Annotated in this window: 25 protein-coding genes; 12 read left to right on the plus strand and 13 right to left on the minus strand. The window is 62.6% G+C overall.

The window, feature by feature from the left end; all coding sequences use genetic code 11:
* Positions 1–140: 140 nt before the first annotated feature.
* Complete coding sequence (locus X730_RS154290; RefSeq protein WP_023682410.1) at positions 141–1,406, plus strand: multidrug efflux MFS transporter; 1,266 nt, start codon at positions 141–143, stop codon at positions 1,404–1,406.
* Positions 1,407–1,449: 43 nt separating this feature from the next.
* The gene (locus X730_RS154285) at positions 1,450–1,824 is read left to right on the plus strand and encodes a DUF423 domain-containing protein (RefSeq protein WP_023826081.1); all 375 of its coding nucleotides are present in this window, start codon (positions 1,450–1,452) and stop codon (positions 1,822–1,824) included.
* Positions 1,825–1,860: 36 nt separating this feature from the next.
* On the opposite strand, the gene X730_RS1000000168130 is transcribed toward X730_RS154285, so the two are convergent.
* Both X730_RS1000000168130 and X730_RS1000000168135 read right to left on the minus strand, forming a co-directional pair.
* Positions 1,861–2,004 (minus strand): hypothetical protein, encoded by a 144-nt coding sequence (locus X730_RS1000000168130; protein WP_023697463.1) that lies wholly within the window; start codon positions 2,002–2,004, stop codon positions 1,861–1,863.
* 61 nt (positions 2,005–2,065) lie between these two features.
* Positions 2,066–2,209, minus strand: a complete 144-nt coding sequence (locus tag X730_RS1000000168135) for a hypothetical protein (protein WP_023673015.1) — start codon at positions 2,207–2,209, stop codon at positions 2,066–2,068.
* Positions 2,210–2,355: 146 nt separating this feature from the next.
* Here X730_RS1000000168135 and X730_RS154280 point away from each other — a divergent pair, with 146 nt between their 5' ends.
* Positions 2,356–3,465 carry a substrate-binding domain-containing protein gene (locus X730_RS154280; RefSeq protein ID WP_023826082.1) on the plus strand — a complete coding sequence of 370 codons (1,110 nt, stop codon included), beginning with the start codon at positions 2,356–2,358 and terminating at the stop codon, positions 3,463–3,465.
* Here X730_RS154280 and opgC read toward each other — a convergent pair.
* Positions 3,454–4,647: an OpgC domain-containing protein gene (opgC, locus tag X730_RS154275; protein WP_023826083.1), complete on the minus strand. Its 1,194-nt coding sequence runs from the start codon at positions 4,645–4,647 to the stop codon at positions 3,454–3,456. The genes X730_RS154280 and opgC overlap by 12 nt on opposite strands.
* Before the next feature lie 217 nt (positions 4,648–4,864).
* Between opgC and X730_RS0133540 the strand changes: the two genes are divergently transcribed.
* Complete coding sequence (locus X730_RS0133540; protein WP_245261333.1) at positions 4,865–5,536, plus strand: alpha/beta hydrolase; 672 nt, start codon at positions 4,865–4,867, stop codon at positions 5,534–5,536.
* 57 nt (positions 5,537–5,593) lie between these two features.
* Here the strand turns inward: X730_RS0133540 and sthA are convergent, their stop codons facing one another.
* Positions 5,594–6,982, minus strand: coding sequence for a Si-specific NAD(P)(+) transhydrogenase (sthA, locus tag X730_RS154270; RefSeq protein WP_023730842.1), 1,389 nt, complete (start codon positions 6,980–6,982; stop codon positions 5,594–5,596).
* Between the two features lie 190 nt (positions 6,983–7,172).
* Here sthA and X730_RS154265 point away from each other — a divergent pair, with 190 nt between their 5' ends.
* The 3 genes from X730_RS154265 (at position 7,173) to X730_RS154255 (ending at position 9,563) form a co-directional block, all read left to right on the plus strand.
* Positions 7,173–7,643 carry an RDD family protein gene (locus tag X730_RS154265; protein ID WP_023673020.1) on the plus strand — a complete coding sequence of 157 codons (471 nt, stop codon included), beginning with the start codon at positions 7,173–7,175 and terminating at the stop codon, positions 7,641–7,643.
* Positions 7,644–7,781: 138 nt separating this feature from the next.
* Positions 7,782–8,546, plus strand: coding sequence for an arginyltransferase (locus X730_RS154260; protein WP_023682417.1), 765 nt, complete (start codon positions 7,782–7,784; stop codon positions 8,544–8,546).
* A gap of 120 nt (positions 8,547–8,666) precedes the next feature.
* Complete coding sequence (locus tag X730_RS154255) at positions 8,667–9,563, plus strand: DMT family transporter (protein ID WP_023826084.1); 897 nt, start codon at positions 8,667–8,669, stop codon at positions 9,561–9,563.
* Here the strand turns inward: X730_RS154255 and X730_RS154250 are convergent.
* Positions 9,551–10,765, minus strand: coding sequence for an AI-2E family transporter (locus tag X730_RS154250; RefSeq protein WP_023715388.1), 1,215 nt, complete (start codon positions 10,763–10,765; stop codon positions 9,551–9,553). The genes X730_RS154255 and X730_RS154250 overlap by 13 nt on opposite strands.
* 107 nt (positions 10,766–10,872) lie before the next feature.
* Positions 10,873–13,125 carry a DNA topoisomerase IV subunit A gene (parC, locus tag X730_RS154245; protein WP_023826085.1) on the minus strand — a complete coding sequence of 751 codons (2,253 nt, stop codon included), beginning with the start codon at positions 13,123–13,125 and terminating at the stop codon, positions 10,873–10,875.
* A 405-nt stretch (positions 13,126–13,530) separates the two neighbouring features.
* Between parC and X730_RS154240 the strand changes: the two genes are divergently transcribed.
* Positions 13,531–14,721, plus strand: coding sequence for a hypothetical protein (locus X730_RS154240; protein ID WP_023734156.1), 1,191 nt, complete (start codon positions 13,531–13,533; stop codon positions 14,719–14,721).
* Between the two features lie 230 nt (positions 14,722–14,951).
* Here the strand turns inward: X730_RS154240 and aspS are convergent, their stop codons facing one another.
* On the minus strand, positions 14,952–16,739 hold the full coding sequence (gene aspS, locus X730_RS154235; RefSeq protein ID WP_023826086.1) for an aspartate--tRNA ligase: 1,788 nt from the start codon (positions 16,737–16,739) through the stop codon (positions 14,952–14,954).
* Positions 16,740–16,938: 199 nt separating this feature from the next.
* Between aspS and X730_RS154230 the strand changes: the two genes are divergently transcribed.
* Complete coding sequence (locus tag X730_RS154230; RefSeq protein WP_155922432.1) at positions 16,939–18,459, plus strand: PIN domain-containing protein; 1,521 nt, start codon at positions 16,939–16,941, stop codon at positions 18,457–18,459.
* 61 nt (positions 18,460–18,520) lie between these two features.
* On the opposite strand, the gene X730_RS154225 is transcribed toward X730_RS154230, so the two are convergent.
* Positions 18,521–19,279: a DeoR/GlpR family DNA-binding transcription regulator gene (locus tag X730_RS154225; RefSeq protein ID WP_023826088.1), complete on the minus strand. Its 759-nt coding sequence runs from the start codon at positions 19,277–19,279 to the stop codon at positions 18,521–18,523.
* 107 nt (positions 19,280–19,386) lie between these two features.
* On the opposite strand from X730_RS154225, the gene X730_RS154220 reads away from it, so the two are divergent.
* The 3 genes from X730_RS154220 (at position 19,387) to rnd (ending at position 23,268) form a co-directional block, all read left to right on the plus strand.
* A complete protein-coding gene (locus X730_RS154220; protein WP_023826089.1) occupies positions 19,387–20,589 on the plus strand; it encodes an MFS transporter in 1,203 nt (400 codons plus the stop codon).
* A 207-nt stretch (positions 20,590–20,796) separates the two neighbouring features.
* A complete protein-coding gene (locus tag X730_RS154215; protein WP_023673030.1) occupies positions 20,797–22,041 on the plus strand; it encodes an MFS transporter in 1,245 nt (414 codons plus the stop codon).
* 75 nt (positions 22,042–22,116) lie between these two features.
* On the plus strand, positions 22,117–23,268 hold the full coding sequence (gene rnd / locus X730_RS154210; protein WP_023708785.1) for a ribonuclease D: 1,152 nt from the start codon (positions 22,117–22,119) through the stop codon (positions 23,266–23,268).
* 63 nt (positions 23,269–23,331) lie between these two features.
* Here rnd and X730_RS154205 read toward each other — a convergent pair whose 3' ends face one another.
* From X730_RS154205 to X730_RS154185, 5 genes are all read right to left on the minus strand, one after another.
* A complete protein-coding gene (locus X730_RS154205) occupies positions 23,332–23,751 on the minus strand; it encodes an MAPEG family protein (protein ID WP_023673032.1) in 420 nt (139 codons plus the stop codon).
* Positions 23,752–23,773: 22 nt separating this feature from the next.
* Positions 23,774–24,343: a hypothetical protein gene (locus tag X730_RS154200; RefSeq protein ID WP_050588093.1), complete on the minus strand. Its 570-nt coding sequence runs from the start codon at positions 24,341–24,343 to the stop codon at positions 23,774–23,776.
* A 19-nt stretch (positions 24,344–24,362) separates the two neighbouring features.
* Positions 24,363–25,865 carry an IMP dehydrogenase gene (guaB, locus tag X730_RS154195; protein ID WP_023734161.1) on the minus strand — a complete coding sequence of 501 codons (1,503 nt, stop codon included), beginning with the start codon at positions 25,863–25,865 and terminating at the stop codon, positions 24,363–24,365.
* A gap of 142 nt (positions 25,866–26,007) precedes the next feature.
* Positions 26,008–26,463, minus strand: coding sequence for a PIN domain-containing protein (locus X730_RS154190; RefSeq protein ID WP_023673035.1), 456 nt, complete (start codon positions 26,461–26,463; stop codon positions 26,008–26,010).
* Positions 26,460–26,705 carry a type II toxin-antitoxin system prevent-host-death family antitoxin gene (locus X730_RS154185; RefSeq protein ID WP_023673036.1) on the minus strand — a complete coding sequence of 82 codons (246 nt, stop codon included), beginning with the start codon at positions 26,703–26,705 and terminating at the stop codon, positions 26,460–26,462. The genes X730_RS154190 and X730_RS154185 overlap by 4 nt, the downstream gene beginning before the upstream one ends.
* Positions 26,706–26,745 lie beyond the last annotated feature (40 nt).

Genomic DNA, 26,745 nt, shown 5'->3' on the forward strand with positions numbered 1-26,745 from the left:
CATTGCTGGCGATCGGCCTTGCCCGTTGGTCTTGCCGATCACATTGAGAGCGCCTGATTGACAGCAGCCGGGCTTTGCGTCCATGAGGTACCAAGTTGGTATCCCAAAATGGTATCCGCAGCAAGCGGACAGGATAGGACATGCCGCAGGACAGTGCAGCGCAGGCCGCCGAAGCGCCTTCCACCTACAACATTCATTGGCGGCGCAACCTGCTCGTGTGCTTTGCCGGATCGTTCAGCACGCTTGTGGCGATGACGCTGTTGCTGCCGTTCCTGCCGCTCTATGTCGAACAGCTGGGCGCCGTGGGCCACGCGGCGATCGTGCAATGGTCCGGCATCGCCTTCGGCGCCACCTTCCTTGCCGCCGCCCTTGTCGCACCGCTGTGGGGGCGGCTCGGCGACCGCTACGGCCGCAAGGTGATGCTGGTGCGCGCCAGTTTCGGCATGGCGATCTGCATGTCGCTGACCGGCATGGTGCAGACCGTCTGGCAATTGGTGCTTTTGCGCCTGCTGATCGGCTTTGCCGGCGGTTATTCCTCAGGCTCGACGATCCTTGTCGCCATGCAGACGCCGAAGAAGCGCTCCGGCTGGGCGCTCGGCGTGCTGTCGGCCGGCATCACCGCAGGCTCCCTGGTCGGCCCGTTGCTTGGCGGCGCGCTGCCGCCATTGATCGGTATTCGCGCCACCTTCCTCATCGCGGGCGGCGTCATTTTCCTGGCGGCGCTGGCGACGACGTTCCTGATCAAGGAGATGCCTCGCCCGCCAATGCAGGCACAACCCAAGGAGAAACCAAAGGGCGGTTGGGCGCAGATCCCCGACAAACGCCCTGTCGTGGCGATGCTGGCAACCGGCATGCTGTTCACCTTCGCCAACATGTCGATCGAGCCGATCATCACCGTCTACGTCCAGCAACTGGTCGCGGACGCAAGCCGGGTGACGCTGGTCTCCGGTGTCGTCATGTCGGCGGCGGCGCTGGGCGCCATCCTGTCGGCGTCACGGCTGGGTAAGCTCGCCGACCGCATCGGCCACTGGAACGTCATCGTCGCATCGCTGGCCGTCTCGGCGCTGCTGTTGATACCGCAGGCCTTCGTCACCGAGAGCTGGCAGTTGGTCGGGCTGCGGTTCCTTATGGGTCTGGTGCTGGGCGGGCTGTTGCCCTGCATCACCAGCGTCATCCGCCACAATGTTCCCGATGGGGTCGGCGGCAATGTGCTGGGCCTGGCAATCTCGGCGCAATATGTCGGCCAGGTCGCGGGGCCGCTGCTGGGCGGCTTCGTCGGCGGCCATTTCGGCATGCGCGCGGTGTTTCTCGGCACGTCGGTGCTGATGGCGGGCGGTGCCGCGTATAATTGGCTGGCCCAGGCGCGCCGCACGCGCGACATGCTGGCGATATCGGAAAAATCCTGACAGACAGGTCGCGCCGCCTATCGTCAATCACGGAGCCCGAGACATGAGCATAGCCGAGTCAGCACCAGCAAACAGCGCGCGCATCCTCGTTTTCGCCGGCGGCCTTGCCGGCGCGGCGGGCGTGGCGCTGTCGGCGGCATCAGCGCATCTCGGCGGCGCCTTCGTCGGCACGGCGGCATCCTTCCTGATCATGCATGCGCCGGTGTTTTTGGCCGTCGGCCTCGCCGGCGCAAGCCGGATCTTGCGGATCGGCAGCCTGGTGCTGCTCGTCGGGCTTGTTCTGTTCTGCGGCGATCTGCTGGCACGGGATTTCGTGGGATCGCGGCTGTTCCCGATGTCGGCGCCGATCGGCGGCACCTTGCTCATCGCGGGCTGGCTGGTGATCGCGGCCTCGGCGCTCGTGCGGCAACGGTCCTGACGGGGCAAGAACCCTGCCCCATCAAATATCGCAGATTTAATCCTGCCGGCTTTCCGGCAGCAGGTCGCGGTTGCGCTTGGCAGGCTTGGTCGGCCGCCGCCGTTGCGGCTGCTCCGTGGCAGGCGAGATACCCCAGTAATTGCGATAAATGTCTTCGAACAGATGCTTCACGGGATGCATGGTCGTTCCTCTTCAAGAACTTGAATCGATCCAATCAGCTGGCACGAAAATGTCTGGCCGATCAGCTGCGCTTGCGTTTCACAAGGTATTGCAGGTCACGCCTCCACGGCCCGACCTTGTCGCGGCGCCTGCGGGTGGCGGCGTCGGAGACTATGCCCCAATCATTGCCGTAGATGTCTTCGAACAGATAATTCACGGGATGCATGGCACCGTCCTCTTGAATCGATCCAAGTTGTACTTGATGAATCCCTTGGATCGATTCAAATATAGACCCTCTCCGCCGTCCGATCAAGGGAAAATTTGAACCGATCCAACGAAAGTGCTAAACAGGCTCCGGTTCAGGAGACGAAAATGACGGCATTGACCTCCGGCAAGACGAGACCAGTGCGGCTTGCCGACATCGCCAAGGCGGCCGGGGTCTCGCACGGTACCGCGTCCAACGTGTTCGCTCGCCCGGAAATCGTGCGCGAAGAGGTCCGCGAGCGGGTCAAGGCGGCGGCGGAAGCGATGGGCTATGCCGGCCCGGATCCCAAGGGCCGGCTGCTGCGCGCCGGCAAGGTCAACGCCATCGGCGTGGCAACGGCAGAACCATTGTCCTATTTCTTCGACGATCCCTTTGCCCGCGTCATGATGGCCAGCATTTCGCAGGCCTGCGACGCCACCGGCGCCGGAATTTCGCTGGTCTCGGCCGCCAACAGCGAGCAGCTCGCCTGGAACATCCAGAGCGCCCTGGTCGACGGCTTCATCGTGTTCTGCATCGAGGGTGGGTCGCGGCTGGTCGAACTGGCGCGCGAACGCAAACTGCCTTTCGTGGCGCTTGATCTCGATTCGGAAAATGAGGCGGTCGCTGCGATCGGCGTCGACAACGTCGCCGGCGCGGGTCTGGCGGCGCGCCATCTGGCCGAGTTCGGCCATCGCAGCTTTGCCGTACTCGCCCTGGAATCTGCCGACGCTGGCTTTGGTCCCGTCACGCAGGAGCAAGTCGAGACGACATCCCTCTACTCGGGCACACGCGACCGTCTGCGTGGCTATTTCGGCGAGCTCTCCCGCTTCAGCATCGACGTCTCGCAAGTGCCAATCTACCAAACCCTCAATGACGAGGCGAGCGTGCGGGCCGGCCTCGATCATATTTTCGCGCTGCCGCAGACGCCGACGGCAATCCTGGCCATGTCGGACAAGATTGCGCTGCATGCGCTCGACTGGCTGCGCGAGCGTAACATTGCCGTGCCGGGCGATGTGTCCATCGTCGGCTTCGACGGCGTGCCGGAAGGCGCCGACTCCGAGCCGCCACTAACCACCGTCGCCCAGCCGATCGCCGAGATGGGACGCCTGGCCGTCAAGGCGATCCTCGAAAATGACGGCTCGCAGCACCGGCAATTGCTGCCGGTCGATCTCGTGGTGCGGGGGTCGTCCGGCCCCTCGCCTGCTAGCCAGGCGGCTGATGTGGGATCATCGGCTTAGCCTTGGCATCGCGGGCATGCCGAAGGTCTGGTGAACGGCTGGCGCTTCTTTGCGAACCGGCTTTTTGCTCGAGCCGATGCCGGACAGCCACTCAAGATAGAAGGCGAGCACGAATTGCATGGCGATGCCGGCCGAAATCAGCAAGGCGTCATATGCAAAGCCGCCCGGATTGATCAGCTTCATCACCTGCGCCGCCATGGCGATCAGCGTGCCGGCGAGGAACACCGGCAAGGAGCGCTTGCCGAGCAGCGCTAGCGGATGATCCGGGCTGAGACGGAACAGGTTCGAGAAAGCCGGCAGGGCGACGATCAGATAGCTCACCGCCAATATGTGCAGGAGCCGCGGCAGCGACAGGAACGTCTTGTCGAAGCCGCCGATCACCACGGGCAGGTTAAACCACGTTATCTCGCCCCAGAGCGGGCTGTGCACCCAGACCGCCGCTGCCGCGACATAGGCCGCCGCGGCGCCCACCAGCCAACGATTGACGGGAATTGTGCCGCCGCGCCTGACATGCAGCATGCCGGCAAGGCCGATGTTGAACAGGAATTGCCAGGACAGCGGGTTGAGGAACCAGAAGCCGGGCTCGGGATAGTTCGGCGGCGCGATCTGCCAGAGGCCGGCGGCAAGCCACAGCGCGCCGGAAAAGACCAGCGCCGGGAGCGGCCGGTAGCTGACGAAGAGCAGGAAAAGCGGCGCCATCAACAGCAGCGCCGCATAGACCGGCAAAATGTTGTTGTAGCCAAGCTGGTGGCCGAGCGTGACAATGCCGATCATGACCTCCGGCGTGTTCTTCATCAGCGGCTCGATGTTGATCAGCTTGAGCAGTTCCGGCCGCCGGCCGTACACCGCCGCGGCGCAGAACAACGCCATCACAACCATGGTGGTGACGATGTGGGCACTGTAAAGCACGCCGGCCCGGCGCCACATCTTCAACATCGCCAGCAGCCGGCCGCCCGGCTGGAACTTGTTGCCATAGGCGAGTGCGACCGACATGCCGGAAATCAGCACGAAGGCTTCCGCCGCGTCCGAGAATCCGAAATTCTTGTAGGTCAGCGTTTCGAAGACGGTGCCCGGCACGTGGTCGATATAGATGGTCAGGAGTGCGAGCGCACGGAACACGTCAATGCGCGTGTCGCGATCGGCGATACGCGGGGCGCGATCGGGCGGAACTGGCAGGGTCATCGACAAAAGGCCTCAAAGGAGAGCAAGGGTGCTCGCGTTGTTCATGCCGGGATGCGACCATCGGCGCACACCGCTTCGATTCCTCCCGCAGGGAGCATATCGGCGCAGAAACGGTCTGAAATGAGCCTGTTGCAATCACATTTGGCGGAGCGTGAAAATATTCCGTTTTGAAGCTGGCAAAGGACCAATGTCTCCGTGAAAACAACGAGATATGAGCGTGCATCGATATAGCGACGAGAACGCCTTTCTGCACCAGGATCTGGCCTTTCCCTACCGCCTCCTCAAGCCGGAGAATGCCGGCGGCGAGAGCCTGTTTTTACTGCACGGATCGGGTGTCGACGAAACGACGATGGTCCCGACTGCGAGGCAGATCGCCCCTAACGCCACGCTGGTCGCGGTGCGTGGCCGCATCCGCCAAGAAGACGGCTTCCGCTGGTTCGAGCGGATCACGCCGACCAGTTTCGAACAGGCGAGCATCCGTGCCGAAACATCGTACTTTGCCGCCTTCGCAAGCGAGGCCGCAAAGCGCCACGGGCTCGACCTCGCCCGGGCGACTTTCCTCGGCTATTCCAACGGCGCCAATCTGGTTTCCAGCCTGATGCTGCTCAACTCCGGCCTCGTCCGAAAAGCGGCGTTGCTGAGAGCAATGCCCGTGCTTGACGATGCGCCGGCAACCAATCTGACCGGAACGCGCGTCCTGATTGTCGCCGGTGCCGCCGACGAGACCTACGGGCCGTTTGCGCCGCCACTGGTGACGCTGCTCAACAAACATGGCGCCGAGGTCGATGCGCGCATCGTGCCTTCAGGTCACGAAATCGGCGACCCGGATGCCGCCATCGTCCGGCAATGGCTTGCGGGACCAGCATTGGTCGCACGCCAGGCAGGCTAGGAGACCTTGGTAGACCGCATCGGCGCCCGGCGGAACGGCTGAGCAGATGCTCGTCGCCTAGCCCTGTCCCATCCGGTTCCAGGCATCGAGCCCGGCGATCTTGTAGGCTTCGGCCAGCGTCGGATAGTTGAAGGTGTTGTTGACGAAGAAATCAACCGTGCCGCCGAGGTTGATCACCGCCTGGCCGATATGGATCAGTTCGGTGGCGCCTTCGCCGACGATGTGGGCGCCGAGCAGGCGGCGCGTTTCGACCGAGAACAGCAGCTTCAGAAAGCCGGAGTTGACGCCCATGATGTGGCCGCGCGAGGTTTCGCGGAACCGCGCCAGACCGACTTCATAAGCAGCGCCGCTCTCACGCACCTGCTCCTCCGACTGACCAACGGTGGAGATTTCCGGCACGGCGTAGATGCCATAGGGGAAGGTTTCCGGCGGCGGTGGCAGTTGCACGCCGAAGGCGTGGCAGGCGGCCACCCTGCCTTGCTCCATCGATGTCGAGGCAAGGCTGGGGAAACCGATGACGTCGCCGGTGGCATAGATGTTGGGCGCACTGGTCTGGAAGGTCTGCGGATCGACCTTGATGCGGCCCCGGGAATCGGCCTCGATGCCGACCACGTCGAGGCCGAGGCTGCCGAGATTGCCGCTGCGGCCGGCGGCGTAAAGCACGATCTCGGAGCGGATGGTGCGGCCATCGGCGAGCGTCACTTCGGCATAGTCGGGTTTTGAGACGATTTCCTTGACCGTACTGCCGAGGCGAATGGTCATGCCGCGGTCGCGCATCTGGTGGATGAAGTCGTCGACGATCTCGCGGTCGACGAAATCGAGGATGGTGTTGCGCGGCTCCACCAGCGTCACCGGCACGTCGAGCGCCGAAAAGATCGTCGCATATTCAACGCCGATGACGCCGGCGCCGATCACCGTCAGCGTGCGCGGCAGATGGTCGAGTTCCAGCATCTCATCGCTGTCGAAGACGCGGATCTTGTCGAAAGGCACGTCGCGCGGCCGGTGCGGCCTGGTGCCGACCGCGATCAGGGCATTGGTGAAACCAACCTCCGAGTAGTCGCCATTGTCTGCCGTCAGGCTGACCTTGTTTCGGCCGACGAATTTCGCCATGGCGCGCACGCTTTTGACGGCGTTGCGCATAAACTGGTGCTGCAGCACCTCGACCTCGTGGTCGAGCGTCTTGTGCAGCCGCTCGACCAGGTCGGCGATGGAGATGTCCTGCTTGACCCGGTAGCCGCGGCCGTAAAAGCCCCGCTCGCGCCAGCCGGACAGGTTCAGCACCGTCTCGCGCAGCGTCTTCGACGGGATGGTGCCGGTGTGCACCGAGACGCCGCCGAGGCGCCGGCCCCTGTCGACCACCAGCACCGATTTGCCGAGCTTGGCCGATTGCACCGCGGCGCGGCGCCCGGAAGGGCCGCTGCCGATGACCAGCATGTCGTAATCCATGTAACCCCGTCCCCTCGGCGTCTTGTTGCGCCGCAGCAAGCTAACGCCATCCGTCCACCAAATTCAATCGGCTCAACCTCGTCACACTGCCGAGCCGGACCGATGGACGAACCGATCTTGATTCCGCCCGCGGTCTTCACCATTTCAGTGGCGGCGCACCCTAGCGTGGCGCCTGTTACGAGGACATGACATGAACGCGCGCGTACTTGACGGCGAAATCATCACCAGCAGGCTCGACGACGTCAGGGCCTATGACGGTGTGCGCACGCGGCGCATCCTGGCCTTCATCATCGACTATTGCATCGTGGCGCTGCTCACCATTCCGTTCGCGATCCTGGTGGCCGTGCTTGGCCTTTTGACATTCGGTCTTGGCTGGGCGCTGTATTCCATCCTCGTGCCGGCGGTCGCCATTCTCTACATCTGGAACACGCTGGGCGGTCGCAACCAGGCCACATCAGGCATGAAGATGATGGGCATTCGGCTCGATCGTCTCGACGGCAGCCGTATCGACGGCCTCACCGCCGTTGTCCATTCGGTGCTGTTCTGGGCGAGCACGGTCATCCTGACGCCGCTCGTCCTCCTGGTGACGCTGTTTTCCGATCGCAAGCGCACACTGCACGACCTGCTGCTTGGCACCGTCGTCAGCCGCAGCGACCGTTGAACCGGCGTTCAACCGACGCCAACAGGCATTTGTGCGCAAATGTGAAGGGGTCCGTTCAACCCGCCTTCACAATCCTGTTGAATTTTTCGCCAGCCAAGCCAAAGGTAGAGCGATTCGCAGGAGTGTTCCCAAGGTTCGATGACGCACCATCCGACCCAGTCGCCGCAGTTCTTCCTGACCGCGCCATCGCCGTGCCCGTATCTCGAGGGCCAGTTCGAACGCAAGGTGTTCACGCATCTGGTCGGCGACAAGGCGCCGGAGATGAACGATCTGTTGACGCAAGGCGGTTTCCGGCGCTCGCAGAACATCGCTTACCGTCCCGCCTGCGAGACCTGCCGCGCCTGCGTCTCGGTGCGTATCCTGGCGCAGGAGTTCACCGCCAGCCGCAACATGAAGCGGGTGATCCAGCGCAATTCCGATCTGATCGGCGCCATGCACGACGCGCAGCCGTCGACCGAGCAGTATTCGCTGTTTCGCGGCTATCTCGACGCTCGCCATCGCCGCGGCGGCATGTCCGACATGACGGTGCTCGACTACGCCATGATGGTCGAGGATACCCATGTCGACACCAAGGTGATCGAATACCGGCGCCGCGGCCCCGACACATTCATCACCGGCAAGGGCCAGGGCGAGCTGATCGCCGTGGCGCTGACCGACAAGATGGCCGATGGCCTGTCGATGGTCTATTCCTACTTCAATCCCGAGTTCGAGGACCGTTCGCTCGGCACCTTCATGATCCTCGACCATATCGCCCGCGCCCGGGCCATGGGCTTGCCCCATGTCTATCTCGGCTACTGGGTCAACGGCTCGCGCAAGATGAACTATAAAATGCGCTTCATGCCGCAGGAGCATCTCGGCCCGAAGGGCTGGGAACGCTACGACCACGAAGCGGTCACGCGCTGATTTTTCTTCTTACCAGATCCTGATCTAAACATTTTCAGCCGAGACGATGCTGGTCTTCCGCCCGTTGGCGGGGCGATTGCGCCGACCGGCATCTGCTCAAATCATTGCGAAAGCCGTTGCATGTCCTCTCACAATGCCCACACCAAAGGACTCCTGCTCACCGCGCTTGGCGGGCTGGCGCTGACCATCGACATTCCCCTGATCCGGCTCGCCCATGGCGAAGCCTGGACGATCCTTTTGCTGCGCACCGGCTGCACCTTCGTGGCAGGGCTGATCGTATGGGCCATCTGGCGCTCGTTCAGCAAGAATGCTCCGCAGCTGATACCCGGCTGGTCGGGGCTCGTGGTCGCCACACTCTACGGGCTCGGCGCAATCGCCTTCATCACTGCCGTCTACAACACCTCGACCGCCAATCTGGTTTTCATCCTGGCCTTCTCCACCATGTTCTCGGCGCTGCTGTCGTGGCTGTTTCTGAAGGAGCGACCGCAGCCGCTGACGCTTGCGGCAATGGCGCTGATGATCGTCGGCATCGCGATCATCGTCGGCGATTCCGTCGGCACGGGATATCTGTTCGGCGATGTGATGGCGCTGTGTTCGGCCTTGGCGATTGCCTGCGCCATCACCGTTTCACGCGCCAGCGGCAGGGATATGGGATTCACCGCGCTGACCGGCGTCCTGCTGCCGTTCGGGCTGGCGGCGCTCATGGTCTCCAAGACCGGTTTTCAGGTGGAGGCGCCATGGTGGATCGTTTTCAACGGCGCCGTCATCATGCCGTTCGCCTTCTTCTGCCTCGCCAACGGGCCGAAATACATTTCAGGCCCGGAAGTGGCGATGTTCTATCTCCTGGAAACGGTTCTGGCGCCGGTCTGGATATGGATGATCTTTGCCGAGACGCCGTCGCGCAACAGCCTGATCGGCGGCGTGATCCTGATCGTCACGCTGGTTGCCCATTCCCTGTGGCAGTTGCGTGAAGGGCGCAAGCGCCGGGCAGCGCTCGCCGTCGCTTACCCAGCCTGACTTTTCTTCGCCGGGCCGGCGACAATCTCGATCTGCGGCGGCCCGCCTTCGAGCTCGGCCGCCGCGTCGGGAACGGTGTCTTCGGCCAGTTCCACCTCGCGCAGCCATTCGCGCCAGATCGCGACGAGCAGCGCCATCAGCACGGGGCCGATGAACAGGCCGAGAAAGCCCATCGTCTTGACGCCGCCGATCAGGCCGAAAAAGGTGGGCAGGAAGGGCAGCTTGATCGGTCCGCCGACCAGCTTCGGGCGCAAGGTCTTGTCGACGATGAACAGTTCCACCGCGCCCCAGATGAACAGCGCCAGACCCGCCATCGGCGAGCCGCTGGCGGCGAGGTAGATCGACACAAGCGTAAACGACAGCGGCGCGCCACCGGGGATCAGCGCCATCACGCCGGTCAATGCGCCCAGCGTCACCGGCGACGGCACGCCGGCCAGCCAGTAGGCGATGCCCAGCACCAGCCCCTCGCCGATGGCGATCACGGTCATGCCGGTGACGGTGGACGAGATCGTTGCCGGTACGACGCGCGAAATCCGCTCCCAGCGTGCCGGCAGGATGCGTTCGCCGAGGCGGTCGATCTGACCGGCAAAGTGTGCGCCGTCGCGATAGGCGAAGAACAGCGCGATCATCATGAACAGCAGCGTCAGCAACAGGCCGAAGGCGCTGCCGCCGGCCGCCAGCACGCCGCGATAGATGCTGCCGATATTGGCGCCGCTGACCAGTTGGATCAGTTCGCCGATGCCGCCGGGATGGCCGAAATTGTCCGTCCACTGTTGGTTCAGCCACTCGCCGACGACCGGCAGCGAGGTGATCCAGTGCGGTGTGACCGCACCGTGCCTGTTGGTTTCGATCGCCCAGCCGACCCATTCGCGGACCTCGTTGATGGCGTAGGTGCCGGCAAGCGCTATCGGCACCACCAGGAAGGCGAGGATGAACAGGATGGCGAGCGTCGCGGCGACCGTGCGGTTGCCTCCGACACCGGCAAGCAGCCGGCGGTAGAGCGGCCAGCTGGCAAAAGCAATGACGAGGGCTGCCAGCACGGGAAACAGGAACCCGTGGAAGAAATAGACGCCGGCGGCAACGATCAGCACCAACAGCCAGCGCGCCGCCGACAGCGGCGGAATGACGGCGGCTCTGAGCGGTGTCGACAGGCCGAACAGGCGCTGCTGACGTTCCGGCTTCTGGATCTTCGCTTCCTTCAAACGGTCAATTCTCCCGGCCTACACAGCGTTTATGCACTGTCATAGCGCCGCAATCGTGACGATAGTCCAAATGCCTTGGGATCTCCCCCNGGGGGAGATCAGCAGCTTCAACCAAATTTCCCCGTCCGCGGGAATCCCTTCGGCACCATCCGTCCGGCCGACGCTCTCGCGCCGATCCACTCGGCCAGCTCTTCGCGCGACCTGACGAAGGTGCGGTCAGCGGAATCCTGCCAGGACAGGCCGCTCTCCAGCGTGAAAGGTTTCAGGTCGAGCAGACCGCCATCCTTGTATTTCTGCAGGCGAACGCCCTTGCCGCGGCCCATCTCCGGAATTTCGGAGAGCGCAAACACCAGCATCTTGCGGTTCTCGCCGACAATGGCGAGATGATCGCCGGAAACCGGGATGCAGGCCTTGGCCTCGTCGGGCGCCTTGACGTTCATCACCTGCTTGCCCTTTCGGGTGTTGGCGACGACCTCCTCCTCCGGCACGATGAAACCATTGGCATCGTAGGAGACGAGCAGCAGCTTGCGCTTCGGGTCGTGGACGAAGGCGGTGACGATGTCCTGGTCGTTGTCCATGTCGACGATGATGCGGATCGGTTCGCCATGGCCGCGGCCGCCCGGCAGCCGGTCGGCGCCGATGGTGTAGAATTTTCCGCCGGTGGTGAAGACCAGGATCTTGTCGGTGGTCTGGGCATGGAAGGTGAGCTTGAGGCTGTCGCCTTCCTTGAAGGTGAGCGTGGAATGGTCCGCCAAATGGCCTTTCATCGCCCGCAGCCAGCCCTTTTCCGAGACCACCACGGTGACCGGCTCGCGCTCGATCATGGCGTGCGCAATGTCGGTCAGATCATGCTCCGGCGCGTCGGCGAACTGGGTGCGGCGCTTGCCGAGTTCGGTCTCGGGGCCGAACTTGTCGCGAACCTGCGTGACTTCCCATTTGATCGTCGACCATTGCTTGGCGTCGGATGCGAGCAATGCCTCGATCTGCTTCTTCTCGGTGGTGAGACCGTCGAACTCCTTGCGGATCTCGAACTCTTCCAGCTTGCGCAAGGCCCGCAGCCGCATGTTGAGGATGGCTTCGGCCTGGGTGTCGGTGAGCGACCAACGGGCCATCATCACCTGCTTGGGCTCATCCTCCTCGCGGATGATCCTGATGACCTCGTCGATGTTGAGGTAGGCGATCAGGTAGCCGGCAAGGATTTCCAGCCGCTTCTCGATCTCGCCAAGCCGATGCTTCGAGCGGCGGATCAGCACATCGCGCCGATGGTCGAGCCACTCCTTCAGCACGCCCTTCAGCGACAGGACGTTAGGCACCTTGCCCCGCGACAAAACGTTCATGTTGAGGGGAAATCGGCTTTCGAGCTCGGTCAGCTTGAACAGCGATTCCATCAGAATGCCGGGATCGACCGAACGGCTCTTCGGTACGAGCACAATGCGGACGTCCTCGGCGCTTTCATCCCTGACATCCTCGAGCAGCGGCAATTTGCGCGCGATCAAAAGCTCGGCGATCTTCTCGATCAGCCTGGCCTTCTGGATGCCGTAGGGGATTTCAGTGACGACGATGCTCCAGGTGCCCCTGCCCTGATCCTCCTGGCCCCATTTGGCGCGCACGCGAAAACCGCCGCGGCCGGTCTCATAGGCCTCCAGGATGGAAGCGCGGCTGTCGACGATGATGCCGCCGGTCGGAAAATCCGGCCCCTGGACGAACTCCATCAGCTTTGTCACCGGCGCGTCCGGCTGCTCGATCAACTGCAGCGCCGCGTCGCAAAGCTCGGCGGCATTGTGCGGCGGGATGGAGGTGGCCATGCCGACCGCAATGCCGGAGGAACCGTTGGCGAGCAGATTCGGGAAGGCGCCGGGAAGCACTACGGGCTCCTCGTCCTCCTCATTGTAGGTTGGCCGGAAATCGACGGCGTCCTCGGTGATGCCGGCAAGCAAATCGCTCGCCACCTCGGTCATGCGCGCCTCGGTATAGCGCATGGCGGCGGCGTTATCGCCGTCGATATTGCCGAAATTGCCCTGCCCGTCGACGAGGGGATAGCGCATGGAGAAATCCTGCGCCAGGCGCACCAGCGCGTCGTAGATCGACTGGTCGCCATGCGGATGGAACTTGCCCATCACGTCGCCGACGATGCGGGCGCATTTGGCAAAGCCCTGGTCGGGGTTGAGCCTGAGCAGCCGCATGGCATGCATGATGCGGCGATGCACAGGCTTCAGCCCGTCGCGCACGTCAGGCAGCGCCCGGTGCATGATGGTCGAGAGCGCATAGGCGAGATAGCGCTCTTCCAGCGCCTTCTTCAGATCGACCGGTTCGATGTGGTCACCGCCGCCATTTTCAGGCGGCAAAATCCTTTTTCCCATGCGGCTGGACTAGCCGAGCGGGTGATTCGCGGCAAGGCGGGGCTGCGGAAACTCCGCACTTTGCAGCCTTTGGGCTTACGAGGGCGGCTCAAGGTCCGACAATGGATGTGACGGACTTCATGTTCCCCCTTGCCGTCCCTGTGCAACAGCAACGGTAGCAGCGCTGTTGCCAACCAACATCAATCTGTTACACGCCCTCTCTAAGGCAGGAGACGGTACGCAGGGGAGCCCGACCTTCATGACATATTCACCGCATCGGGCGAAGGCTCCCGCTCCGATTTGCCTTTCGCCGTGATTTTCGACAACTCTGCGGGAAAGCGCCTTTTTCCCGTCCAGTTCGTCACGGAATGGTGATGGCGTAGAATTGAGAAAACACTTTTTCAGGACTCTCTCAGGGAACTCGCGATGACAATCCAACGTTCGACACTCAAGAAACTTGCTTTTTCGACCTTTTTGCTGACGCTGCCGCTGAATGCCGCCTTTGCGCAAGACACGGCGGTTGCCGACCGACTGAAGGCCGCACTTGCCGTCCAGGGCGTCGATATCACCTGGACCGGCGTTACCGGCGACAATTCCAGCATGGTGCTGCAGGGCGTGTCGGTCAAACCGGCGGCCGAAAAGGAGGCGCTGCCGATCGGCGACGTCAAGCTCGAGGGCGTGACCGAAGCCAATGGCGGCTTCGATGTCGCGACCATCACGACTTCGGCCTTCGAGCACAGCAAGGACGGCGTCACGCTCAACCTCACCCCCTTCGTCATCCACGACGCCAACATCCCGGCTGAGGGCGCTACAGGCCCGCTCGGCTCGATGATGATCTACAAGTCGGCCGAACTCGAAAACCTGACGGTCAAGGTTGCCGACAAGACCGCCTTCTCGGTGGATGGGCTTGCTGTCCAGATCACGCCGCCGGCCGACGGCAAGGCGATGGAGTTTTCCGCCACCACGGAAAAGTTCAACGCCGACCTGACCCTGGTCGACGATGCGAAGTCCAAGGAAGCCATCGAGGCCCTCGGCTACCAGAACATAACGGGCAATATCGAGATCGGCGGCACCTGGCAGCCGAGCGACGGCAAGATGGACCTGTCGAAATACGATATCTCGGTCGAGAATGCCGGCACGCTCGGCATGACCTTCGGCCTCGGCGGCTACACGGTCGACTTCGTCAAGTCGCTGCAGGAGATGCAGAAAAAGATGGCGGCGCAGCCCGAAGGCGCCGACAATTCGGCGCAAGGCATGGCCCTGCTCGGCCTTCTGCAGCAGCTTTCCTTCAACAGCGCGTCGATCCGCTTCGACGACGATTCGCTGACCGGCAAGGTGCTTGAATATGTCGGCAAGCAGCAGGGCATGTCGGGCAAGGACATCGCCAACCAGGCCAAGGCGATCGTGCCGTTCGGCATGGCACAGCTCAACAATCCCGAACTGACCGCCGAAGTGACGGCCGCGGTGAGCAAGTACCTCGACGATCCGAAGAGCCTCGAGATTTCGGCCGAGCCGCCGGCAGCGGTGCCGTTCGCGCTGATCATGGCCGGTGCCATGTCCAACCCGGCCGACCTGACCAAGACGCTGGGCGTCCATGTCAAGGCCAACGAAGACTGATCGAAGTTCGCTCCCTTCTCCCCGTCACTATACGGGGAGAAGGTGCCGGCAGGCAGATGAGGGGCGGCGCCAACGCCTGCAAATTGTAGTTCGATGCTGAACCGATTGTCAGAAGGCGCCAACTGCTAAGGCCGTTCGCCAATCGCCTGCATGCGTGCTGCCCCTCATTGTCCTGCCGGACATTTCTCCCCGAATAGAGACGGGGAGAAAGGGCAGTTGCAACGCTGCTGTCAGTCCTTCTTCACTGCCGCGACACGCAGCGACAGATCACGCAACTGCTGCGGCGAGGCTTCCGAAGGCGCGTTCATCAACAAATCGTAGGCCTGCTGGTTCATCGGGAACATGGTGATCTCGCGCAGGTTCTTGGCGCCGACCAGCAGCATGACGACACGGTCGACGCCGGCCGCCATGCCGCCATGCGGCGGCGCGCCATACTGGAAGGCGCGATAGAGGCCGCCGAAACGCTCCTCGACGGTCTGGCGGTCGAGGCCGCGTATCTCGAATGCCTTGACCATGGTTTCGGGCAGATGGTTGCGGATGCCGCCCGAGGCGATCTCGAAGCCGTTGCAAACCATGTCGTACTGGAAGGCCTTGATTTCCAGCGGATCCTTGGTCGTCAGAGCTTCCATACCACCTTGCGGCATCGAGAACGGGTTGTGGGCAAAATCGATCGCTTTCGCCTCCTCGTCCCATTCATAGAAGGGGAAGTCGATAATCCAGCACAGTTCAAAACGCTCGCGGTCGACAAGGTTCAGCTCCTCGCCGGCGCGCGTGCGTGCGGCGCCTGCGAAGGTGACGAACTTCTTCGGATCGCCGGCGACAAAGAAGGCGGCGTCGCCATCGGCAAGGCCGAGCTGCTGGCGGATCGCCTCGGTGCGCTCCTCGCCGATGTTCTTGGCCAGCGGACCGGCGCCTTCAAGCTTGTCGCCTTCCTTGCGCCAGAAGATGTAACCCAGTCCCGGCTGGCCCTCGCCCTGCGCCCACGAGTTCATGCGGTCGCAGAAGGCGCGGCTGCCGCCGGTCTTGGCCGGAATGCCCCACACTTCGGCCTTCGGATCGTTGGCCAGGATGTTGGCGAACACCTTGAAGCCGGAATCGCGGAAATGCTCGGAGACGGCCTGCATCTCGATCGGGTTGCGCAGGTCCGGCTTGTCGGAGCCGTATTTGCGCATCGCGACATCGTACGGGATGCGCTGGAATGTCTGCGTCACCGGCTTGCCGTTGGCGAAAGTCTCGAAGACGCTCCGCATCACCGGCTCCATGGTCGACAGCACGTCGTCCTGCTCGACGAAGCTCATCTCGAGGTCGAGCTGGTAGAATTCGCCGGGCAGGCGGTCGGCGCGCGGGTCCTCGTCGCGGAAGCAGGGCGCGATCTGGAAATAGCGGTCGAAGCCCGAAACCATGATCAGCTGCTTGTACTGCTGCGGCGCCTGCGGCAGCGCGTAGAAGGTGCCGGGATGGATCCGCGACGGCACCAGGAAGTCGCGCGCGCCTTCCGGCGACGAGGCCGTCAGGATCGGCGTCGAGAATTCGGTGAAGCCGACATCGGTCATGCGCTTGCGCATCTCGGCGATGATTTTCGTGCGCGCCACGATATTCCTGTGCAGCGTCTCGCGGCGCAGGTCGAGGAAACGGTACTTCAGGCGGATGTCTTCGGGATAATCGGGCTCGCCGAACACCGGCAGCGGCAATTCCTTGGCTGCCGACAGCACCTCGATCTCGCGGGCAAAGATCTCGATCTCGCCGGTCGGCAGGTTGGCGTTGGTGGTGTCCGGCAGGCGCGCCTTGACCTCGCCGTCGACGCGGATCACCCATTCGCCACGCAGCGTCTCGGCCACCTTGAAGGCGGGCGAATCCGGATCGGCGACGATCTGGGTCAGGCCGTAATGGTCGCGCAGATCGATGAACAGCAGGCCGCCATGGTCGCGCACGCGATGCACCCAGCCCGATAGGCGAACCGAAGAGCCGACATCGCTCTTTCTCAACTGGGCACAGGTGTGGCTGCGGTAACGATGCATTGTCATGGCAAAATTCCGGGGTGCTGGGTTGTGGCCCGAGCATCAAAGCCCGGTCCAAAATTTGCGCGAAAAGCGCATGGGAGGCCGGATTTGTCAAGGCAAGCCGGGCGATCGGGCGCCATCGCGGTAGACGGATCCGGCGAAGTTTTCCGCAGGTAGCTGCCAGGGGCCTCTAAAACTCTCGCAGGGTTGCTAATGAGTGGCTAGGCTGCCGCATGCCATATTGTCTTCTCGCGACACGCTGATTCCACTAACATTGATGCTGGCTGGCCGTGGCGGTATCGTCTTGGCGATTCATTCGAACAAATCGGCTTCATCAATGACTCACATCAACGTGGGCGTCGACTCTAACATCCTTCTCCACTTCGGGAACGTTGAAAACCTTAAGTGGAACGAGCTCTTTCCAGATTCTAGTTCAGTAACTGTGTTTATATGCGCCCAAGTTCAGAAGGAAATTGATAGTCACAAGGGAACCGTAACCGGATACATGCATAATCGGACGAGAGAGTATCAAAAAATACTTCGCTCGGCTGAAGCCAACGCCGATTATCGATATCGCTCCAATATCAACATAGGCGTTGAGTTTGTTTTTCTAGACCGCCCCCGTGATTCCGAATTAGACGACCAGGCTTTCGATCTGACGGAACCCGACTCGAGGATCGTCGCCCAGTTACTTCATGCTTCAGATTCCGGCGGCCTCGAAATGATAATGGTCGCGAATGACGCAAGGCCAATTAGGGTCGCCCGACAGCACGGAATGAAGGCCGTGAGGCCCGATGCTTGGGAACAGGTGCGAACCGAACTTGAGAGCCCAGCTACAATGCGGCTGCGGGCTGAGAATAAGGAACTACGAGAAAGGCTTTCGGCCCATCCGAACACCGTACTCGCGCGGCTGGAGGAACAGATCGAACATCGCATTTTCGCGGGCTTTGATAGCCATTTCGATCCAGATACTTTTTTTAAAAAGCTCAAGGCGAAGTTGCTGAAATGCCATGGCCTCCAGACGCCCGAGTCCGTGGCGAGGCAACATGATGTCGTTGCTGATCCTTGGGGTTTCGACATACCCAGGCTCGGAAAAGTTTCTATGAAAGATATCAACAATTATGCTGAAGAAATCTCGGTTTTTACCGAAAACATAAGAGAGTTGGACGCGGCCGTTTTCTATCAATTGATCGAGAACTTGGCACTGATTGGCAGTTTCGCCATGGTGCTCGCCAACCAAGGGACAAAACCAGATGAATCCGTGTCCGTGGAACTGGCATTCGTCTCGGAAGGCAACTTCATTGATCCGGAAGCCCTCCATGACTCAATGAATCTTGGACTGGAGGTGCCATCACCCCCTGCTCCGCTTATGACAGACTTTTCTAGCTTCGCGGACCAACTTGCAACTCGCCACGGCCAAGATCATGAATTCGTCGACGTATCGAACGAGTCCGGCGGGAGGACCAAACGCTACGTATGCAAAAGATTCCAGCATGGGACAGAAAAAGAATTTTTTGATCTCTTTCTATCGGCTGATCCCAACACTCCTTCGGCCATCGAGATAACGGTTCGCGCGCATTACCTGCCGACACCGATTGTGCGGAGGGTTCATGTGTTACCAGTGCCGACTCATTTTTCCGAACCGGACGTCCTCAATCTTCTGCGAGAAGCGCATAGACTGATGCCACCCGAGCAGAGCGAACTCTTGCGCCGAGCGGTGGCGGAGTTTGAACGATAGGACGTGTTCGACCGCCAATTCGGTCGGTCATTGGCGCTAACATTGTCGACCTAGCCCGCATTCAAGCCAAATGGATCTCAGCGCCCTGACGCTCGAAGTCGGCGAGGATCGCGGCCGGCGCGGTCTTTTCGACCACGAGATGGCGGATCGCCTCTGGCCTGGCGACCCGGTAGGGTGCGGCTGTGGCCAGCTTGTCATTGGTTACAGCGATGACGATGCCTGCGCTGTTCTTGGCCATCGCCCGCTTTACCTCGGCCTCAGCCGAATCGAAGGCCGTGACGCCGCGCGACGCATCGAGGCCGCAGGATCCGAGAACAAACAGGTCCGCGCCAAGTTGCGCGACAGCGGCAAGCGTGTCGGCGCCGACGCAGGCGCCGAGATGGCGGTCGAACCGCCCGCCCAGCACAATCAGTTCGACCAAAGCGTGGTCTGACAGGACGGAGGCAATTTCGAGCGAATTGGTGGCGACGGTCAGATCGAGGTCGCGCGGGATGGCCCTGGCGATCGCGGCATTGGTCGAGCCGCTGTCGATGAACAGGGTCTGTCCGCGCGAAAGCAGTGCCACGGTTGCGCGGGCCAGCCGCGTCTTTTCTTCGACGGCATGACTGGCGCGCAGGCCGACAGTCGTCGATGCGAAGGGTGCGGGCGCGACCGCACCGCCATAGACGCGGCGGCATTGCCCGGCCTTGGCGAGTTCCCTGAGGTCGCGGCGAACCGTGTCCTCCGAAACGCCGAAGCGGCTTGCCAGCTCGCCGGCCAGCACCCTTCCCTCGACGGCGAGGCGATCGCGAATGATTTGATGCCGCTCATCGGTCAGCATTGCATGATCCTGTTTTCTTTTTGCACGTTCTTGCACGATTTGCATGTTTGTGCAAGATAAGAGAATATCAACCACAATCGCCGGCTCTCTTCCCCGAAAGCATCGTCATGACCTTTGGCCTCCGCCTCGCTCCGCAACACCGGGTCTACGCCGGCTTTGCGATCTATTCGTTCGCCATGGGCCAAATCTTCCCGCGGCTGCCCGACATCAAGCATGCCATGGGCATAGGAGACGGCACGCTCGGGCTCAGCCTGATCGGGACGCCGATCGGCACCTTGACCGCGCTGACGCTGGCGGCGCCGATCCTGGCGCGCATCGGCTTCCGCCGCGCGCTGCTCGGGCTGGTGCCGCTTTTGTCGGTTGTCTTTGCCATTGCCGTGCATGCGCCTGGGCCGCTTGCGCTGTTCCTGATGCTGTTTCCGGTCGGCCTGATGATCGGCAGCGTCGAGATCATTCTCAACGTCGAGGCCGACAGAACCGAATTCCTGCTCAAGCGCCGGATCATGAACCGGGCGCATTCGTTCTGGAGCATTGGCTTTTTCGGCGCTGGCCTGTTCGGCGCCGCGCTTGCGCATCTCGGCATATCGCCGCAACTGCACCTGGCGATTGTCGTACCGATGGTGGCGACAGGAATCGCGCTGTTTCTCGGCGGTTACGAACCGGCGCCGAGCCGCTTCGCCGGCAATGACGAGACGGCGCCAAGGCTGGCGCGGCCGACGCTGCCTATCCTCGTCCTCGTCGCGGTGACGCTGTCGGCGATGCTGATGGAAGGCGCCAGCATCGACTGGTCGGCAATCTACATGCGCACCGTGTTCGATGCGGGCCCTTTCGTCGCCGGTTTCACGGTGGCGCTGTTTGCATTCTCGCAAGCGGCCACGCGCTTCTTTGCCGACTCCTTTGTCGACCGCCACTCGCCGAGCGTCGTGGCGCGGGTGCTGCTGGCGACGATGGCGGTCGGCGTGCTGCTCGTCTTCTTCTCGCCTGCCCCGCTCGTATCGATGCTGGGCTTTGCGCTACTTGGCATCGGCAGCAGCGCGATCTTTCCGCTGGCGATCTCGGCGGCGGCCCAACGCACGGACCGCTCCGCGGCAATCAATGTCGCGGCGCTGTCGCAGATCTCCTTCGTCGCCTTCCTGCTCGGCCCGCCATTGCTCGGCTTCGTCTCCGACCATTGGGGCATCCGTTCGGCCTTCGGCATCGGCATTCCGTTCATCATCCTCAGCCTGCTGACCGCCGGCTCGCTTGGCCGAAGGGCGTCCCGCCCGGCCGCACAAGCGGATGAAGCTTTGACGAGGGCTCACGAAGCCTGAACGGCCCTACCTGAAAGCCACACACCTGTTGGCGGCGGGATAAGCCACTGGCATTGGCCACATCGATGGTTCAGAACTGTGGAGCCACCTAGACGAGTATGACGTTTCGTCGAATCGTCACACTCATCCAGCTCTTTGTCGAAGCATGATCTTTTTCCGAAAACCGGTTCCCACTTTTCGGGATCATGCTCTAAGCAACGGTTCCGTATGTCCTCCATCCGCCCGCTGATCCCGCTCCTCATCGCCGCCGGCATCCTGCTTGGCGGCAACGGGCTGCAGGGCACGCTGATCGCGCTGCGCGGCGCGCAGGAAGGATTTTCGGCCTCCGACATCGGCCTGATGGGCACGTTCTATTTCGCCGGCTTCCTGTTGGGGTGCTTGGCCGTCACCCGTATCCTCAAGGCAGTCGGCCATGTCCGGACGTTTTCAGCGCTCGCCGCCATCGCCGCTGCCAGTACGCTGCTCCTGGTGCTGGTGATCGACCCGGTGATGTGGTGCGCGGTGCGCTTTGCCGGCGGTTTCTGCTTTGCCGGCCTGTTCACCGTCATGGAAGCCTGGCTGAACTCCGGCGTCGAAAACAAGGATCGTGCGCGGGTGCTCGCCGTCTACCGCATGGTCGATATCGGCTCGGTAACCGGCGCGCAGTTCCTGATCCCGATCTTCGGCCCCGGCGGCTTTGCCATCTTCGCCATCATGTCGATGATGATCACGCTGTCGCTGGTTCCGGTGTCGCTCGGCGACCGCTCCAACCCGACGCCGCCGGAAGACGTCAAGCTCGATCTCGCCCGCGTCTGGCGGATTTCGCCGCTCGGCTGCTTCGGCTGCATCTGCGTCGGCGTCACCAACAGCGCCTTCCGCACGCTGTCGCCGGTCTATGCCGAGCAGATCGGCATGTCGGTGGCCGATGTCGTCACCTTCGTCAGCGTCGGCATCTTCGGCGGCGCCCTCATCCAGTATCCGCTGGGCTACCTCTCCGACCGCTGGGATCGGCGCGCGGTGCTTTTGGCCACGACATGCGGCGCCATGTTCGCCGCGCTGGCGCTGGTCTTCGTCGCCGGCGCCGATCCGACCCTCAATTTGATCATCGTCTTCATCTTCGGCAGCTTCGCCATGCCGCTCTATTCGCTATCGGCGGCGCATTCCAACGACCGCGCCGACAAGGGCGAGTTCGTGCTGATCAACGCCGCCTTGATGCTGTTCTATTCCTTCGGCGCCATTGGTGGTCCCTTCGCGGCGTCCGCAGTGATGCAACATTTCGGACCGGGCGCCCTGTTTGTCTTCAGCGCAGTCGTCTACGCCACCCTCATCGCCGTCATTCTCTACCGCATGCAGGTGCGCGGCAGCGTGCCGGCGGGCAAGCGCAGCCGCTTCACAGCGCTGCTGCGCACATCGACTGTGTTCGCGCGGCTGGCGCGCAGGAATGGCGATTCCGACGGATCGGCGGATACTTGACCGACGGGCGGCTTGACGAAAGCGCCCACGGCTGAAATTGAAAGAGAACCTTACCCGTTACTAAAAAGCGATTTGATGCACGTCATCACCACCCAAAATGAGCTCGAGTCCGTTCTCGCCGCTTTCGAAAAGTCGGATTTCGTCACCGTCGACACCGAATTCATCCGCGAAACGACGTTCTGGCCGATCCTGTGCCTGATCCAGATGGCGGCGCCCGGAGTCACCGCGCTGATCGATCCGTTGGCGCCCGACATCAACCTCGCCCCGTTCTTCCGGCTGATGGCCAATGAAGCGGTGGTCAAGGTTTTTCACGCCGCGCGCCAGGACATTGAAATCATCGTCCATCTCGGCGATCTGGTGCCGCATCCGGTGTTCGACACCCAGGTCGCGGCCATGGTCTGCGGCTTCGGCGACAGCGTCTCCTACGATCAGCTGGTGCAGCGCATCACCGGCGCCCGGCTCGACAAATCCTCGCGTTTCACCGATTGGCGCCACCGGCCGCTGTCCGACAAGCAGCTCGATTATGCCTTGGCCGACGTCACCCATCTGATCGATGTCTACAAGCACCTCAGCGCCGAACTGGAGCGGGAAAACCGCGCCCATTGGCTGAACGAGGAAATGGAGGTGCTGACTTCGCGCGAGACCTACGATCCGCATCCCGAAGACGCCTGGAAGCGGCTGAAGATGCGGCTGCGCAAGCCGCAGGAGCTGGCGATCGTGCAGACGGTGGCGGCTTGGCGCGAGCGCGAGGCGCGCGAGCGCGACGTGCCGCGCGGCCGGGTGCTCAAGGACGACGCCATATACGAGGTCGCCCAGCAGGCGCCGCGCGATGCGGCAGCCCTTGGCAAGCTGCGCACCACGCCGAAAGGCTGGGAACGGTCTTCGACGGCAACGGCGCTGCTCGGCGCGGTCAACACGGCGCTCGCTTTGCCCCGGGAAGAGATGCCGAAGCTGCCCAAGAGCTTTCAGCCGCCCGAGGGCTCCAATGCCGCCTCCGAGCTGTTGAAAGTGCTGTTGCGGATCGTCGCCGAGAAGGAAGGCGTCGCCTCGAAAGTGCTTGCGTCCAGCGATGACATCGACCGCATTGCCGCCGAAGGCGAAGCCGCAGACGTGCCGGCGCTGCAGGGATGGCGGCGTACGGTGTTCGGCGAAGCCGCACTGAAGCTGGTGCGCGGCGAAATCGGCATCAAGTTCGACAAGCGCAAGATCGCGGTGTTCGATTTGTAGACCCCCACCCCGCTCCGCTGCGCGGAGCGACCCTCCCCACAAGGGGGAGGGTAAACAACTGCCCTACACCGCTCCGAGCAGGTGTAGCGCGAACCAGATCCATGCCAGCAAGAGAATGATCGCGCCGACGTAGAAGGCGCGGCTGCGAAACCGCAGATTGTTGCTGGTGAGGTGGACCCAGGCGTGGCCATAGCGGGAAATCACGAAAATCCACATCAAGGCCAGGGTCAGATAATTGACGCCATTGGTCGCGTGCAGCGCCAGACACAGCACATAGAACAGCACCGGCAGTTCGAACTGGTTGATGAGATTGTTGGCAACCGTGACGCTCGACCCGGGCTCGGTCGTGCGCACCTTGTATTGACCGACCTTGGCCTCGCCCGATTTGACCGCGCCGTAGCGGCGCCGGCCCATCACGACATAGACGATATAGACGAGCAACACCTGCGCCAGCATCGGCCAGAAAATAGCGGTCTGGCTCATGGCGTTGCCCCTGCTCTGTGGTTCATGCCTGTGGACGCCGCTGGGCGGCAAGGATCAAGACCGCGATGACGGCGACAGGTATCGCCAGAAACGCGAATTTGGTGACGATTAGCGACGAGGCCAAGGAGAGCGAATCCGGATTGGCCGACAGCGCATCGGACAGAAGCCGCGCCACCGCAATGTTCTGGGCGTAGTCGGCGCACGTGTAGGGCAGCACGATGACCAGCGCGAACAGCGCCTGAAGCTGCACCGGCATGGCACGAAAATTCTTCAGCCGCCGCCCGGTTGCCAGGATCAGGCTGACCATGGTCAGCGACAGCAGCGCCGGGAAGAGAAGGTCGAAAGTCAAATAGTGCCAGACCAGGATGATCTCGCTGCCGCGTCGGCCGAGTGCCGTCAGCCAGGCCATGCCCTCGTCGGGCGTGAACCCGCCAAGGCGCACGTCGAGCGACGGCAGGCCACCGCTCAGCCGGCGGAAATAGAAGAATTCCAGCAGCGTCATGATGATGAAAACCGCCGCGGCGGCAAAGCACAGCGCGCCGGCATGGCGCGCCAGCCGCAGCACGATCGTCGCCTGGTGGCGCCAGAGCATGTACCGCTCTGGCTGCCGGTCAGGCTCCGCCAGGATAGTTCGGGCTTTCGCGGGTAATCGTGACGTCATGGGCGTGGCTTTCACGAAGTCCGGCGTTGGATATGCGCACAAAGGTGGCGCGTTCGCGAAAATCGGCAAGGTCGCGGCCACCGACATAACCCATAGCGGCTTTTAGCCCGCCCGCAAGCTGGTGCAGCACGCCAGACACAGGTCCCTTGTAGGGCACCTGCCCTTCAATGCCTTCCGGGACCAGTTTCAGCGTGTCGCGAACCTCGGCCTGGAAGTAGCGATCGGCCGAGCCGCGCGCCATTGCGCCGACAGAGCCCATGCCGCGATAGGCCTTGAAGGAGCGGCCCTGGTGCAGATAGACCTCGCCCGGGCTTTCATCGGTCCCGGCGAGCAGCGAGCCGATCATGGCCGCACTGGCGCCGGCGGCAAGCGCCTTGGCCAGATCGCCCGAATATTTGATGCCGCCGTCGGCGATGACCGACACGCCGGATCTATGCGCCGTCTCGACCGCCGACATGATCGCCGAAAGCTGCGGCACGCCGACGCCGGCGACGATGCGCGTGGTGCAGATCGAGCCCGGGCCGATGCCGACCTTGACGGCATCGGCGCCGGCGTCGATCAGCGCCTGCGTGCCTTCGGCGGTGGCGACGTTGCCGGCCAGGATGCGGACGGAATTGGAAAGCTTCTTGGCCCGCGTCACCGCATCGAGCACGCGCTGCGAATGGCCATGCGCGGTGTCGATGACCAGGAGGTCGACACCGGCATCGATCAACCGCTCGGCGCGCTCGAAGCCGTCATCGCCGACGCTGGTGGCGGCCGCCGCCCGCAGGCGCCCCTGCGCATCCTTGGTGGCGTGCGGGTTGAGCTGCGACTTCTCGATGTCCTTGACGGTGATCAGGCCGACGCAATTGCCGGACTTGTCCACGACGACGAGCTTTTCGATGCGGTGCTGATGCAGCAGCCGCTTGGCCTCGTCCTGGTCGACATTCTCCTTGACCGTGATCAGGTTCTCACGGGTCATCAATTCGTAGACTTTCTGCCCCGGATCGGAGGCGAAGCGCACGTCGCGGTTGGTCAGGATGCCGACGAGGCGGCCGATCTTCTGGCCGCCGGTGCCGCCATTCTCGACCACCGGAATGCCCGAGATGGAATAGGTGCGCATCAGCGCCAGCGCGTCGGCCAGGGTGGCGTCGGGGCCGATGGTGACCGGATTGATGACCATGCCCGATTCGAACTTCTTGACCTGACGCACCTGCTCGGCCTGTTCGGCCGGCGAGAAATTGCGGTGGATGACGCCGATGCCGCCGGCCTGCGCCATGGCGATGGCAAGCCTCGCCTCGGTGACGGTGTCCATGGCGGCCGACAGGATCGGCACGTTGAGGTCGATGTCGGTGGCGATGCGGGTGCGGATGTCGGTCTCACCGGGCATGACCTCGGAATGACCGGGCTGCAACAGCACGTCGTCAAAGGTCAGCGCCAGCGCGCCGGTGGACGTTTCGATGATTTTTGCCATGGCCAGTCCTCGGATACGAAAAGCGCCGGGAGAATACAAAAAAGCGCTGGACCGAAATGGACAGCGCCGACTCGTTTCTTCCCTTTCAGGATTGGCGCTGGCTGGTAACACGTCGCGGCGTGGTTGAAAAGCCGGTCGTGGCCTATTCGGCGGACTTGCCCAACAGGGCATCGAGCAAGACATGGCGCGGTGACGCGAAAGGATTGACGACCGTTACGCCGCCCCAGGTGAAGCCGTCCTGCAGATCTTCCGACAGCAGCAGCCGGCAACCGGTTTGCGAGGCAACAGACAGGATGGTCGCATCCCAGATGCCGAAATGGTGATCGGTCGCAAGATCAGCCGCGACCGTCATCACCTCCGGCGTCGTGCCGACAACCGGAAACGCGTCGCGCCAGCTCAACAGGGCGTCGCGCGCTTGTGCACGTGATCGTCCGGCCTTGCGTGTGAGAACGGTGAACAATTCGCCGAGCACCTGGACTGGAATGACGGCTGCCTCTTGCGCAATGTCGTGCAGCAGGCCGAAAACGATGTCGCGCTTCTCGGCTCCGTTGATCCCCTCGGCATAAACAAGGATGTTGGTATCGAGCGCGACCTTCACCGCTCGTCCTCGTAAAGCTCGTCGCGGCTCCAGCGCCCGGCTTCTACAACAGGCTGGCGTTCGAGGCGCGACAGCAGCGCTGTGCGCGAACGAGACGCCGCAGGGTCGGGCTGCCCTGCAGGCACGATCCGCGCCACGGGGCGCCCATGGCTGGTCACGACATAGCTCTGTCCTTCGCGGACACCGCGCAGGAGGAGCGAGAATTTGCGGTTGGCGTCGGCTGCGGAAACGGCTTCTTCCATGGCATTGTCCATATAGTAGTTATATTCACTACAGCATAGT

The organism is Mesorhizobium sp. L103C131B0 (assembly GCF_000502275.1).
In the GTDB taxonomy this organism is placed as follows: Bacteria; Pseudomonadota; Alphaproteobacteria; order Rhizobiales; family Rhizobiaceae; genus Mesorhizobium.